Genomic DNA, 13,033 nt, shown 5'->3' with positions numbered 1-13,033 from the left:
TGGGGGCGTGCTGCTCATGACTGGAAGGCGGCTATGAACCAGTTCGCCATCCTTTACGAGGATCGATTCGTTCGACCATCCGTGTGAATCTCAACCCGCCTTGAACACGGAAATCCTGACACCCCCTCGCCACAGCCTCCACCTCCGGCCCACCCGCCGCGTCATTCCTGCTCCACCCACCCCCAAGCGACCGATACAGCGCCACTGCCGCCAACGCATGTTCGCGCTTGACCTGATTCAGCGAATCCGAATCCCGCAGATACACCTCCTGCGCGGACAGCACATCCAGAAAATCCGTCGCGCCACCCTTATAGAGCTGATTCGCCAACCCAAGCGCCTTGTCCGAAGCAGCAAGCGCACTATCCAGCCTCCGCGACGCCTCATCGGAGCTAACGAGATTCGCCCGCGCATCCTCGACTTCCCTCAACGCCTGCAGCATCGTCTGCCTTAACCCGAGTTCCGACTCGCGCATCCGGCTTTCGCTCTGCGAGATATCGGCGGTAATCCGCCCCGCATTGAAGATCGGGCTCGTCGCACTCAACGCGGCACTGAACAGGTTATCGGTCAACGTCGGCAACCCGAGATAAGAAGCGGCCAGAATCCCGTCCGTCAGGTTCAACGAAAACTTCGGATACCGCTCGGCCTTCGCTACACCGACTTGCGCCGCCCGCCGCTCGACCTGCGCATACGCGGTCAGTACATCCGGCCGCCGCAGCAACGCCTGCGAAGGCAACGTCCCCGGCGAGCCCACCGGCGGCGCGGGAATCTCCCCCGCCTGCGCAAGCACGAGCCGATCGACCGATTCCGGCGTGCGCCCCGAATACACGGCGATCAGATTGAGTTGATGCGCAATCTGCGCCTGCGTCGGCGGAATCCGCGCTTCGAGCGCGTCGAGCTGGTTCTGCGCACGCGTGACGTCAAGCTCCGTCGACAGCCCGAACGCCTGCCGCTTGCGCGTGAGTTCGAGCGCATGCTGCCGGATCTTCGCGTTGTCCTGGAGGATCTTCAATTCCTGCTGCGCCCAGCGCAGATCGACATATGCGGAAGCCGCATCCGCCGCGAGCGCGAGCCGCATCGCGTCTTCCGCATGCTTCTGCCCGACGAGCTCGGCCTGCGCGGCGAGCAGGTCGAGCCGTTCGCCGCCGAACACGTCGGGCGACCAGCTCAACGCGAGTCCCGCACCGGCCTGCCGCACATAGCCGAGCGGCGGCGGCGTGTTCTGGCGCGCGTCGGCCGCATGCGCGGTCGCGTCGAGTTCGGGCAGCAGCACCGCGCGCTTCTGCACGGTCAGCGCCTGCGCCTGCTTCACGCGTTCGGCGGCTGCCTGCAGATCGAGGTTGCCGTCGAGCACGGCGGCGATCAGCCGGTCGAGCACGGGATCGTGGAATTGCGCCCACCACGCGGCGGCGTCGATGTCCGCGCGCGGTACATCGGTATCCCAACCATCCGGCGCGAGCGTGCGAACCGAATCCTGAAGCGCCGGATGCTGCGCGGGCTGCACCGCGCATCCTGCGGCGAGTGTGCTGACGGCGAGGGCGACGAGAAGTTTTTTCATGATGGCGATGACCTCAACCTCAGTGCGCGTCCGGCGGCGGCGCGTTCAGGGAAATGGGTTTGGAGAAGACGACGGCGAGCAGCGCGACGACGAAGCACAGCGACAGCGCGTAGTACGCATCCGCATAGGTGAGCGTCAGCGCTTCGCGATAGATCAGGTGGTGCAGGTTCGCGAGCCCGGCTTGCGCGGTGTCCAGCGTGTTGCCGGCCACCGACGACCAGTACGCGGCCTGGCGATCGAGCAGCGAGGCGATCTGCGGCTGGCCGGCGCTCACGTGCTCGTTCAGGCGCAGGTAATGAAAGTTCAGCCGGTCGTTGAGCATCGTCGCGCTCACCGCGATGCCGATTGCCCCGCCGAGATTGCGCATCAGGTTGAACAGGCCGCTCGCCGATTTCAGGCGCGACTGCGGCAGCGAGCCGAGCGCCATCGTCACGATCGGCGGCACGCTGAACTGCTGGCCGATGCCGCGCAGCGCCTGCGGCAGCAGCAGTTCGCGCCAGCCCCAGTCGTGCGTGATGGGCGTGTACAGGTAGCAGCCAAGCCCGAAACAGATCAGCCCGAACACGAGCAGCGCGCGCAGGCTGAAGTAGCGCGCGGCGAACGCATACGCACCGAGCGCGACCAGCTGGAACGCGCCGACCGACAGCAGCGCCATGCCGATCTGCAGCGAGCTGAACGCACGCACCTGCGCAAGAAACAGCGGCGTGAGAAACACGGTCACGAAGATTCCGATGCCGGTCACGAACGACAGCAGGCTGCCGATCCCGAAGTTGCGCACGGCGAGTGCGCGCAGGTCGACGACCGGATCCTTCGCGGTCAGCGCATGCACGATGAACAGGAAACCGCAGATGCCGGAGATCCATGCGCAGATCACGATCACGTCGTCGCCGAACCAGTTCTTGCGCGGGCCTTCTTCCAGCACGTATTCGAGGCAGCCGAGGAAGCCCGACATCAGCACGATGCCGAGATAGTCGCCGCGCTTGATGAGGCTGAGATCGGGCTCGTCGATGTGTACGTAGCGCGGCACGAGCGCGGCCACCGCGATGCCCGGTACGAGGTTCAGGTAGAACAGCCAGTGCCACGACCATTGATCGGTGATCCAGCCGCCGATCACGGGGCCGATCGCCGGCGCGAGCGATGCGAGCGCGCCGATGGTCGTCGACGCGATCAGCCGCTGCTTGCCGGGGAACAGCACGAACGCGGTGGTGAACACGGTCGGGATCATCGCGGCGCCGAGCGCGCCCTGCAGCCCGCGAAACAGGATCATCGAGTTGATGTCCCACGCGAGCCCGCACAGCATGCTCGTGATCGTGAAGCCGATGGCCGACGCGACGAACAGCCAGCGCGTCGACATCACCTTCGACAGCCAGCCCGACATCGGGATCACGATGATCTCGGCGATCAGGTAGGCGGTCTGCACCCACGACAATTCGTCCTGGCTGGCAGAGAGGCCGCCGCCGATGTCGCGCAGCGACGACGCGACGATCTGAATGTCGAGCGTCGCCATGAAGAAGCCGACGCACATCAGCGCGAACGCGAACACGCGCTGCTTGGTCGGTTGCGACGCCGGGTCGCCGGAAAACGCGGTGGTCATCGTCGTCTCCCGTTCAGCTCGCGCGGCCGGTATGCACAGTCACGACCGCGGACAAGCCGGGGCGCAGCACATGGTCGAGGCCCGGCTGCGGATCGAGATGCACACGCACGGGCACGCGCTGGACGATCTTCGTGAAGTTGCCGGTCGCGTTCTCGGGCGGCAGCACGCTGAAGGTCGCGCCGGTGGCGGGCGCGAGGCTGTCGACGCGGCCGTGCAGGCGCGTGCTCGACGCATCGAGCGACACGTCGACGCGATCGCCCGCGTGCATCTTGCGCAGTTGGTCTTCCTTGAAGTTCGCGTCGATCCACAGCCCGGAAGCCGGCACGACCGTCAGCAGCGGCACGCCGACGTTCGCGAGCATCCCGACGCGGCCCGTGCGGTTGCCGACGTAGCCGTCGACCGGCGAGCGGATCGTCGTGTATTCGACGTTGAGCGCGGCGACGCGCTGCGCGGCGAGCGCGGTGTTCACGCGGGCTTGCGCATCGGCGAGCTGCGCGCCGAGTACGTCGAGCTGCCGCTTCGACGCGAGCAGCGCGGCGTCGCTGCGTTCGACGGCGGCGCCGGCCTTCGAGTAATCGGCGTCCGCGCGTTCGACGATCTGGTTCGATACGGCGTCGGATTTCACGAGCTCGCGGTAGCGCACGCGATCCGATGCGGCACGCGTCAGCTCGGCCGACGACGCGTTCTTGTCCGCCGCCTGCTGGCCGATCACCGCGTATTGCAGTTGCTGCTTCGCCGCGAGTTCGGTCACGGCGGAGCGTGCGCTGTCGACTTCGGCGCTGGCCTGCGCGAGCTTCGCGTCGTAGTCGCGCGCATCGAGCTGCACGAGCACGTCGCCGGCCTTTACGCGCTGGTTGTCGGTCACGAGGATCTTGTCGACGAAGCCGTTGACCTTCGGCGCGAGCACCGTCACGTCGCCGCCGACATACGCATCGTCGGTGCTCTCCTGGAAGCGCAGCACGAACAGCCAGTCGAGCGCGGCGGCGGCGACGACGATGACGACGGCACCCACCGCGATGCGCATCCACGGCACGCGGCGCTGTTGCTTCGCGGGCCGGTCGAGTGTGGCTGCTTCACGGGATGAGGCAGCGGCTTGGGTCGTTTCCATCGATTCACCTATGTATATGCACTTATCAAGTCGATCGACGAAGTGTCGTCGATCGGGGAAGGGGCTAGCGTTCCGGCAGGTTGTGCGTGATCCGGAACAATTCGTCTCTCAGGCGGGCCGCCTGCGTCGACCCGAACCGCTGCTCGAATGCTTCCTGCGCGGCGAGCCAGTGCACTTGCGCGTCGGCGACCTTCGTTTCGCCGTGCGCGGTCAGCGCGAACGTCTGGCGGCGGCACGGCGGCTCGATCCGGCCGGCCACCAGCGCCGCGCCGACGAGCGGCTTGAGCGCGCGCAGCAGCGCGGTGCGCTCGATCACCAGCACGGCCGACAGCGTCGTCATCGTCAGGCCCGGCCGGTCGCGCAGCAGCGCGAGAATGCTGTACTGCGACGGCGTCACGCCCGCCCGCGACAGATAGCGCTCGTAGAACTGCGAGATCCGGCGGGCGGCTTGCCGGACCGCGAAGCAATCGTCATCGGTGAGCGTCGTCTTGTGCATGTACACATGTTAGGGGGCAATACGGCGCGAAGCGAGCGGCGGGGCGCGATCAGATTGTTGTCATGGCTGTACCAATCGGCGTCAGGCCGCCGCGGGTACGATCCAGCCTTCGCGGTCGCAGTAGGCGGCCGTGTAGTCGATGAACGCCTTGACCTTCGCGGGCAGCAGCGCGCGGTTCGCGTAGGCGAGCTTGATCTCGACGAACGCGTCGACGAGATCGGCGTTCGGCAGCAACTGTACGAGCGCGCCCGATGCGAGTTCGGCCTGAACGAGCGTTTTCGGCACGACGCCGATCCCGAAGTCGTGCATCACCATCTCGCGATTGAAGACGGGGCTGTTCGACGAGATGTCGAAGCGGAACGGCACGGTCAGCAGGTCGCCATCGACGCGGAACGACAGCGCGGGCCGGCGCAGCGACGGCGACATCGGCACGAACGGATGGTCGGCGAGATCGGCCGGCGCGGCCGGGTGCGGATGGGCGCGCAGGTAGGCCGGCGTCGCGACGATCACGAGCGGAATCCGCTCGACCAGCCGCACGACGGTCGATTCGTTCGTCAGCATGTACGGCACGACGATGGCGATGTCGTAGCCTTCGCCGACGAGATCGATGGGCCGCTCGGTCAGCGTCACGTCGAGGCGCACCTTCGGGTGCGTGGCCTTGAAGCCGGCGATCAGCGGCACCAGCCGGTTCAATGTGGCCGTCGTGTGCGCGACGAGCCGCAGCAGGCCTTCGGGCTCGCGCGTTGGCGCCTGCGCTTCCGCTTCGAGCGAGTCGAGTTCGTCGAGCACGGCCGCGCAGCGCTCGTAGATGCGCTCGGCCGTTTCGGTCAGCGACACCTGGCGCGTGGTCCGGTGCAGCAGCCGGCTGCCGAAGCGCGCTTCCAGATCCGCGACCGCACGCGACACGACAGGCCGCGCGAGGCCGTGCATGTCGGCGGCGCGCGTGAAGCTGCGCATCTCCACCACCGACCGGAAAATCCGCAGCTTGTCGATGTAGTCCATGTCCGTCTCCTTGACGCGAGGGCCGGCCACCGGCCTTGTTACGGCGGAGTGTACATTGACTTTATGCATATGCACATATAAATTGCCAAGCATGAACGACACCTCGATTGCCCAGGCGTGCAACTGCCTCGCGCTGCGTCAGGCGGCGCGCTTCGTCACGCAACTGTACGAGCGCCATCTGGCCCCGGTTGGCGTCACGCCGGCCCAGTTCTCGATCATGGCGAACCTGACGCGCAGGCCGGGCCTGCTGATGAGCGAACTCGCCGATGCGCTCGTGATGGATCGCACGACGCTGCTGCGCGCACTGAAGCCGCTGCAGCGCGACGGGTTCGTCGCGACGGCCGCCTCCGAGCACGATGCGCGCGCGCATGCGCTGAGCCTCACGAAGCTGGGCGAGCGCACGTTCGCGCAGGCTCTGGTCGCATGGCAGGCCGCGCAGGACGAATTCGAGACGCAGTTTGGCCGTGACCGCGCGAAGGCGCTGCGCGACGAACTGTTCAGTGTGACCGCGGAACGCTAGACGGCGCGGCGGCAAACTGGAGCGGAATTCGAGCCATTGCCCACTTCGGTGGCGTTCAAGAGCGGAAATTGGTTTTAGAAACTGTCCGGATCGATGGTGATCTGGACAGTTTTTATTTCCAGTTGTAGAGTCCCCTGACGGATTTCACGGGCCGGCGCCGCCGGCACGCGTCAGAGGAGCCACCGATGCTGCAGTTGAGTGACCGCGACAGCGCGATGCTGCGCGGGGATTTCGGCGAGGGCGTCGCGCGTGCGATGCGGATCGTCGCGCGCACGGCGCAAGTGATGTCCGCGCCGCACCTGATCGACATCACGTCCGCGCATATCGACGGCTGTCTGTACCACGGCCAGACCAGCCTCGACTTCGTCGAGTATTTCGTCGACACCGGCGCGAAGGTCGCGGTGCCGACCACGCTGAACGTCGGGTCGCTCGACCTGATCCATCCCGAGCTGTACCACGGCGACCGCACGATCCAGCGCGACGCGCAGCGCCTGATGGATGCGCATCTGCAACTCGGCTGCGAATCGAGCTTCACGTGCGCGCCTTACCAACTGAAGAACCGTCCCGCGAAAGGCGAGCAGATTGCCTGGGCCGAATCGAACGCGATCGTGTTCGCGAACTCGGTGCTCGGCGCGCGGACGAGCCGGTACGGCGATTTTCTCGACCTGGCTGCCGCGATCACCGGGCGTGCGCCGTATGCGGGGCTGCATGTCGAAGCGAACCGTGCCGCACGGATCGTATTCAACGCACCGGACTTCAGCCACCTGTCGTCGCGCGACATCTATTTCGCCGCGCTTGGGCTGCTGATCGGCAGGATCGCGGGCGCGGTCGTGCCGGCGATCGTCGGGCTGCCGGCGGACACCACCGAAGACGAACTCAAGGCGCTGGGCGCGGCTGCCGCGTCGAGCGGTGCCGTCGCGTTGTTCCATGCAGTCGGCGTGACCCCCGAGGCGTCGACGCTCGATGCCGCGTTGCACGGGCAAGCGGCGCAACGCACGGTCGACGTCACGATGGCCGATCTCGACGCGATTCGTCACACGCTGAACCACGGCGCGGCCGGCGACGCGCTCGTCGCGGTGGCGCTCGGCACGCCGCATTTCTCGCTGGCCGAATTTCGCACGCTCGATACCTTGCTCGATGCGTTCGACGGCAAGCCGGCCTGCGATTTCTACGTGAACACGAGCCGGTTCATCCTGTGGGAACTGGAGGAGGCCGGCCTCGCGGAGAAATTCGCTGCGCGCGGCATCCAGATCGTCGTCGATACCTGCACGTACATCACGCCGGTGATGAAACAACTGTCGGGGCTGGTGATGACCAATTCGGGGAAATGGGCGTCGTATGCGCCTGCGAACATCGGCGTGACGGTCGCGTACGGCAGCATGCGCGAATGCGTGCGTTCGGCGTATGAAGGAAAGGTGCGATTCGATGACTGAAGCGACGGGCAAGCTGTTGACGGGCGACACGCTCGTGCCGGGCAGAGCATGCGCGCGGCCGTTCGTGCTCGACAAGCCGCTCAGCTTCTGGGGCGGTTACGACTCCGGCGCGGGAAAGATCGTCGATCGCGGGCATCCGCAGGCCGGCGCGAGCCTCGCCGGCAAGGTGATGGTGATGCCGCACGCGAAAGGCTCGAGCTCGAGCAGCAGCGTGCTCGCGGAAGCCGTGCGCAACGGCACGGGGCCGGTCGGGATCGTGCTGAAGGAGCGCGACCTGATCATCTCGATCGGCGCGATCGTGGCCGCCGAACTGTATGCGATCGCGGTGCCGGTGGTGTGCGTGACCGATGACGTGTACGACGCGATCGTCGCAGCGACGGGGGAGGTGCGGATCGAAGCGGCCGAGGGCGACGGCGGTGCGAGGATCTATCTCGGCGACGCGGAACCCGACGCCGGCTTTCCCAATCCGCCTGCTGCCTCCCGGTAAGCACTCGGCGTCTGCCCGGCCCAGCGCCGGAACGCACGTGTGAAATTCGCCGGATCGGTGAATTGCAGCCGCTCGGCGATGGTCTTCAGGTCGAGATCCGACGCGGCGAGCAACTGCTTCGCGTCGCGAAACCGCGCTTCGTCGAGCAGTTGCCGATAGCTCGAACCGGCTTCCTCCAGCCGGCGCCGCAGCGTACGCGTTGACACGAGCAGCGCATCGGCGAGTGTCTCCGGCCCCGGGTAGGCGCCGGCCCCGCGTGCCAGCTCCGCGCGCACGCGTTCGACGAGATCGCCTTCCTCCTGGCGCACCTGCGCGTACTCGCGCTCCACCTGCACGAGCGCCTGCCGATGCGCGACTTCGTCGGCGAGCGGCAGCGGCCAGTCGAGCACGTCGTGCGCGATCCACAGCGCGTTGGCGGCGCAGCCGAATTCGACCGGCGGCAACTGGCCGCGATAGCGCGCGAAATAGGGCGGCTCCGGCCACGCGAATTGCAGCTGGATCGGCGGCGACGCGCGCCCGGCCCATTGCGAGATGTTCTGCGCGAGCCCGGTCAACACGAACTCGAACATCACGTGATGCTGCAGCACGGGGCTGGCCTGCACGCCGTGCAGTTCGAGCGTCGCGCCGCGTGCGTCTTCCTCGTAGGTCAGCCGATATTGGCGGTTGCGCATCCGGAAGTAGCGCTGCGTGACGGACAGTGCCTCGCGGATGTCCCGCGCGGTCAGCGTCGCATAGCCGAGAAAGCCGTGCACGGTCGGCTTCAGCAGCAGCCCGAACGCGAGCCCGATGCCCGGATCGCCGCCGATCTCGATCGCATTGAGCACGAGCCGCCCCCATTGCGACGGCGCGACGCGCGCGTCCGGTTCGGCCAGCACCGCGTCGCGCAGGCCGGTGCCGGCGCGCACGGCGGCCAGGTCGACGCCGCGCGCGGCCAGCGCCTGCAGCAGCAGGCGCGTATAGGCGACCGGAATCGTCGGCCGGCGCAGCCCGAGGCGGTCCTTGGCGAGAGGGGAAGTCATGTCGTCTTGGCCGGAAATGACAAGCATTATGGCTGTTTGCCCCCTCACGTTCAAGGCGGCGCGCGCCTACGATGTCACGCATCGCTCATTGGCACGCATTGGCACGAACATCATGACCACGACCTTTCCCCACCTGCTCGCCCCGCTCGATCTCGGCTTCACGACGCTGAAGAACCGCGTGCTGATGGGCTCGATGCACACGGGCCTCGAGGACAGCCGCAAGACGCTGCCGCGGCTCGCCGAATATTTTGCCGAACGCGCCCGCGGCGGCGTCGGCCTGATCGTGACGGGCGGTTTCGCGCCGAACGTGGCCGGCTGGACCAAGCCGTTTGGCGGCACGCTGATGACGTCGGCCGCCGCGCGGCGGCATCGCCAGATCACGGAGGCCGTGCACGCGGAAGACGGCAAGATCGCGCTGCAGATCCTGCATACGGGCCGCTACGGCTATCACCCGTTCGCGGTCGCGCCGTCGAAGATCAAGTCGCCGATCTCGCCGTTCGCGCCGCACGAACTGAGCGCGGGCGGCGTCGAGCGGCAGATCCGCGCGTTCGTCCGCTGCGCGAAGCTCGCGCGTGAAGCCGGGTATGACGGCGTCGAGATCATGGGCTCCGAGGGCTACCTGATCAACCAGTTCATCTCGATGCACACGAACAAGCGCACCGACCAGTGGGGCGGTTCGTACGAGAACCGCATCCGGCTGCCGATCGAGATCATCGAGCGCACGCGCGAAGCGGTCGGCCGCGATTTCATCCTGATCTACCGGCTGTCGATGCTCGACCTGATTCCGGACGGCAGCGACTGGAGCGAAACCGTGCAGCTCGCGAAGGCCGTCGAGCGCGCGGGCGCAACGATCATCAACACGGGGATCGGCTGGCACGAGGCGCGCGTGCCGACGATCGCGACGTCGGTGCCGCGCGGCGCGTTCGCGTGGGTGACGAAGAAGATGAAGGGCGAGGTCGGCATTCCGCTCGTGACGACCAACCGGATCAACCGTCCCGAAGTGGCCGAGCAGATCCTCGCGGACGGCTGCGCGGACATGGTGTCGATGGCGCGCCCGCTGCTCGCGGATGCCGAGTTCGTAGTCAAGGCCGCGCAGGGCCGCGCCGACGAGATCAATACCTGCATCGGCTGCAACCAGGCGTGTCTCGATCATGCGTTCAAGAACAAGATCGCGTCGTGCCTGCTGAATCCGCGCGCGTGCCACGAGACGGAGCTGAAATACACGCCCGCCGCGCAGCCGAAGCGCATCGCGGTGGTCGGCGCGGGGCCGGCCGGGCTCGCATGCTCGACCGTGCTCGCGCAGCGCGGCCATCAGGTCGACCTGTTCGACGGCGCGGCCGAGATCGGCGGCCAGTTCAACATGGCGAAGCGGATTCCGGGCAAGGAAGAGTTTCACGAAGCGCTGAGCTACTTCGGCCGCCAGGTCGAGCTGACCGGCGTGAATCTGCACCTGAACCGCCGCGTCGACGCGAGCGACCTGATCGCGGGCGGCTACGACGAGATCGTGCTTGCGACCGGCGTCGCGCCGCGCGACCCGAAGATTCCGGGGCAGGACGGGCCGAACGTGCTCAGCTACATCGACGTGCTCGCGGGCAGGCAGCCGGTCGGCCGGCGTGTCGTGGTGGTCGGCGCGGGCGGGATCGGCTTCGATGTCGCCGAGTATCTGGTGCAGGAGGGTGAATCGCCGGCGCTCGATCTGGACGAGTGGAAGGCCGAGTGGGGCGTGACCGACCCGGCCGCGACGCGTGGCGGCGTGACGCGCGCGCAGGTGACGGCGCCGGCACGCGACGTGACGCTGCTGCAGCGCAAGGCCGCGCCGCTCGGCAAGGGGCTCGGCAAGACGACCGGCTGGATTCACCGCGCGACGCTGAAGATGAAGCAGGTGAAGATGATTGGCGGCGTGAACTATGAACTGATCGACGCGCGCGGGTTGCATGTGTCGTACGGCGAGCAGCGCACCGATCACGAGCTGATCGAGGCCGACACGATCGTGCTCTGCACGGGCCAGGAGCCGCAGCGTGCGCTGCTCGCGCCGCTACAGGCGGCCGGGCGCTCGGTGCACCTGATCGGCGGCGCGGAACTGGCCGCCGAACTCGACGCGAAGCGCGCGATCGATCAGGGCTCACGGCTCGCGGCGCGGTTGTAACGGGTGGTTGCTGCGGCGTCCGTGACGATGTTCGTCGCTTGACGGCGCGACGAACCACAATTTGCCATCTGATCCGCCGATCCGCCGATCCGCGCGCGCATGTGGTCAATGTAGCGGGTGTCCCGCGCCACCACGCAACGTGGCGGCACGATCCCGGCAAGCGCGAGCGGCCGGCGTCGGCGCCGTTCAGGCCGCTTCGGCCCGTTCTTCCTCTTCCGCGTCGAGCATCGCCTTGACGATCAGATAGATGGCCGGCAGGTCGTCATCGTCGCGGCGCCAATCGACCGGTTCCTCGACGTCCGCGGCGACCAGGCGGCTGTCGCGCAGCCGGATGAACGCGTCGACGACGGCCGGCTCGTTGCGGTTCAGGAAGCCGGCATTCGAGAATGCCAGCTCTTCGACGTTCAGCAGCGCCTGCCAGCTCATCGTGCGGACGGCCGCAGGATGGGTGCGGCGCCGCAGGCCGAGCGCCCGCTGCGCGGGGCCGCCGGCGACACGCTGCAGATCGACGACCGCCCGCTGCGCGGCGCGTTCGAAGTGGACGGGGTTGAAGCCGGGTTGCTCGGGATCGAATGCGGATGCCTGGAACATGGTCGCCTCACAAAGGTCCGTCCGTCTGTGATGACGGAATTCGGGTCAAATGGTGCAAAAGCACTGTAAATATATACAGTGTTTGGCGCGGTTTCAAGCCCCGGATGAAGGATTTTGTGCGATGGCCATCGAAGTGGGCGGCCGCACCGGGCGGGCGAACGTTCTACACCGCTGCCGCGATCGTCTCCCGCAACCACCGGTGGGCCGGATCGCGATGCACGCGTTCGTGCCACAGCATCGACATTTCGTAGCCAGGCACGTCGACGGGCGCTTCCACGACCCGCAACGCGGGCACGTTGCGCACCAGCCGCTCGGGCACCATCGCGACGAGATCGGTGCTGGCGACGGCCGACATCACGAACAGGAAGTGCGGCACCGACAGCACGACGCGCCGCGTGGCGCCCACCTTCGCGAGCGCTTCGTCCGTCACGCCGAAGAAGCCGGCGCCGTCGGGCGACGTGATCACGTGCTCGAGCGTGCCGAACTGCGCGAGCGTGGGGCGCCGCTTCAGCTTCGGGTGACCGGCGCGGCCGATGAGCACGTAACGCTCGACGAACAGCGGCAGCCGCCGCATGCCGGCCGGCGATTCGTCGGTCGTGTGAAAGGCGAGGTCGATGCCGTTTCGTTCGGTATCCTGCTCGATTCTCGGCGGGACGAGCTCGACGATCGCGAGCCGCGTACCGGGCGCGGTCGAACGCAGCGCGTTCAGCGCGGGCAGGACGATCGTCGATTCGCCGTAGTCGGTCGCCGCCACGCGCCACGTGTTCTGCGCGGTGGCGGGATCGAACGGCGTGGCGGGGATCACCGCGCGTTCGATCGCTTCGATGGCGTCCCGCAACGGCTCGCGCAGCGCCTCCGCGCGCGCGGTCGGCCGCATCCCGCGCGGCCCCGGCAGCAGCAGTGGATCGCCGAACAGGTCGCGCAGCTTCTGCAACTGCACGCTCACCGACGGCTGCGACATGTTCAGCTTCTCGGCCGTGCGCGTGACGTTGTGCTCGGCGAGCAGCACGTCCAGCGTGACGAGCAGATTGAGATCGAGTCGCCTGAGATTATTCATGGATATACCTGCAATATCAGGAATT

General features: G+C 67.2%; 11 protein-coding genes and 1 pseudogene. 4 read left to right on the top strand and 8 right to left on the bottom strand.

Going from position 1 to position 13,033, the window contains the following annotated elements; all coding sequences use genetic code 11:
• Window positions 1-124: 124 nt before the first annotated feature.
• The 5 genes and pseudogenes from G3N61_RS24775 to G3N61_RS24755 all read right to left on the bottom strand — a co-directional run.
• Window positions 125-1,555, bottom strand: a pseudogene (locus G3N61_RS24775) (efflux transporter outer membrane subunit); the annotation flags it as partial.
• A gap of 19 nt (window positions 1,556-1,574) precedes the next feature.
• The gene (locus G3N61_RS24770) at window positions 1,575-3,149 is read right to left on the bottom strand and encodes a DHA2 family efflux MFS transporter permease subunit (protein ID WP_043177988.1); all 1,575 of its coding nucleotides are present in this window, start codon (window positions 3,147-3,149) and stop codon (window positions 1,575-1,577) included.
• Window positions 3,150-3,162: 13 nt separating this feature from the next.
• A complete protein-coding gene (locus G3N61_RS24765) occupies window positions 3,163-4,257 on the bottom strand; it encodes an HlyD family secretion protein (protein ID WP_043177986.1) in 1,095 nt (364 codons plus the stop codon).
• Between the two features lie 64 nt (window positions 4,258-4,321).
• Window positions 4,322-4,753, bottom strand: coding sequence for a MarR family winged helix-turn-helix transcriptional regulator (locus G3N61_RS24760; protein ID WP_205823817.1), 432 nt, complete (start codon window positions 4,751-4,753; stop codon window positions 4,322-4,324).
• 81 nt (window positions 4,754-4,834) lie between these two features.
• Window positions 4,835-5,755, bottom strand: a complete 921-nt coding sequence (locus tag G3N61_RS24755; protein WP_205823816.1) for a LysR family transcriptional regulator — start codon at window positions 5,753-5,755, stop codon at window positions 4,835-4,837.
• Window positions 5,756-5,846: 91 nt separating this feature from the next.
• Between G3N61_RS24755 and G3N61_RS24750 the strand changes: the two genes are divergently transcribed.
• From G3N61_RS24750 to G3N61_RS24740, 3 genes are all read left to right on the top strand, one after another.
• A complete protein-coding gene (locus G3N61_RS24750; protein ID WP_043177981.1) occupies window positions 5,847-6,275 on the top strand; it encodes a MarR family winged helix-turn-helix transcriptional regulator in 429 nt (142 codons plus the stop codon).
• A gap of 185 nt (window positions 6,276-6,460) precedes the next feature.
• Window positions 6,461-7,708, top strand: a complete 1,248-nt coding sequence (locus G3N61_RS24745; RefSeq protein ID WP_205823815.1) for an aconitase X — start codon at window positions 6,461-6,463, stop codon at window positions 7,706-7,708.
• Window positions 7,701-8,195, top strand: a complete 495-nt coding sequence (locus G3N61_RS24740) for a DUF126 domain-containing protein (RefSeq protein WP_205823814.1) — start codon at window positions 7,701-7,703, stop codon at window positions 8,193-8,195. The genes G3N61_RS24745 and G3N61_RS24740 overlap by 8 nt, the downstream gene beginning before the upstream one ends.
• Here G3N61_RS24740 and G3N61_RS24735 read toward each other — a convergent pair.
• Window positions 8,135-9,241, bottom strand: a complete 1,107-nt coding sequence (locus G3N61_RS24735) for an AraC family transcriptional regulator (RefSeq protein WP_089453471.1) — start codon at window positions 9,239-9,241, stop codon at window positions 8,135-8,137. The genes G3N61_RS24740 and G3N61_RS24735 overlap by 61 nt on opposite strands.
• Before the next feature lie 85 nt (window positions 9,242-9,326).
• Here G3N61_RS24735 and G3N61_RS24730 point away from each other — a divergent pair, with 85 nt between their 5' ends.
• Window positions 9,327-11,360, top strand: coding sequence for an NADPH-dependent 2,4-dienoyl-CoA reductase (locus G3N61_RS24730; protein WP_089453568.1), 2,034 nt, complete (start codon window positions 9,327-9,329; stop codon window positions 11,358-11,360).
• A gap of 186 nt (window positions 11,361-11,546) precedes the next feature.
• Here the strand turns inward: G3N61_RS24730 and G3N61_RS24725 are convergent, their stop codons facing one another.
• Window positions 11,547-11,951, bottom strand: coding sequence for a DUF2471 family protein (locus tag G3N61_RS24725; protein ID WP_011355927.1), 405 nt, complete (start codon window positions 11,949-11,951; stop codon window positions 11,547-11,549).
• Between the two features lie 163 nt (window positions 11,952-12,114).
• Entirely contained in the window at window positions 12,115-13,008 is an 894-nt protein-coding gene (locus G3N61_RS24720) for a LysR family transcriptional regulator (RefSeq protein ID WP_205823813.1), read from the bottom strand.
• Window positions 13,009-13,033 lie beyond the last annotated feature (25 nt).

Origin of the sequence: Burkholderia sp. Ac-20349 (genome assembly GCF_017104865.1) — a bacterium.
In the GTDB taxonomy this organism is placed as follows: Bacteria; Pseudomonadota; Gammaproteobacteria; order Burkholderiales; family Burkholderiaceae; genus Burkholderia; species Burkholderia aenigmatica.
Note: the sequence above shows the minus strand (reverse complement) of the source record. Positions and strands in the feature narration are given on the sequence as shown.

Coding starts and splice junctions, on each gene's coding strand:
- G3N61_RS24770 (WP_043177988.1), bottom strand. CDS start 3,149: ATGACCACCGCGTTTTCCGGCGACCCGGCGTCGCAACCGACCAAGCAG.
- G3N61_RS24765 (WP_043177986.1), bottom strand. CDS start 4,257: ATGGAAACGACCCAAGCCGCTGCCTCATCCCGTGAAGCAGCCACACTC.
- G3N61_RS24760 (WP_205823817.1), bottom strand. CDS start 4,753: ATGCACAAGACGACGCTCACCGATGACGATTGCTTCGCGGTCCGGCAA.
- G3N61_RS24755 (WP_205823816.1), bottom strand. CDS start 5,755: ATGGACTACATCGACAAGCTGCGGATTTTCCGGTCGGTGGTGGAGATG.
- G3N61_RS24750 (WP_043177981.1), top strand. CDS start 5,847: ATGAACGACACCTCGATTGCCCAGGCGTGCAACTGCCTCGCGCTGCGT.
- G3N61_RS24745 (WP_205823815.1), top strand. CDS start 6,461: ATGCTGCAGTTGAGTGACCGCGACAGCGCGATGCTGCGCGGGGATTTC.
- G3N61_RS24740 (WP_205823814.1), top strand. CDS start 7,701: ATGACTGAAGCGACGGGCAAGCTGTTGACGGGCGACACGCTCGTGCCG.
- G3N61_RS24735 (WP_089453471.1), bottom strand. CDS start 9,241: ATGCTTGTCATTTCCGGCCAAGACGACATGACTTCCCCTCTCGCCAAG.
- G3N61_RS24730 (WP_089453568.1), top strand. CDS start 9,327: ATGACCACGACCTTTCCCCACCTGCTCGCCCCGCTCGATCTCGGCTTC.
- G3N61_RS24725 (WP_011355927.1), bottom strand. CDS start 11,951: ATGTTCCAGGCATCCGCATTCGATCCCGAGCAACCCGGCTTCAACCCC.
- G3N61_RS24720 (WP_205823813.1), bottom strand. CDS start 13,008: ATGAATAATCTCAGGCGACTCGATCTCAATCTGCTCGTCACGCTGGAC.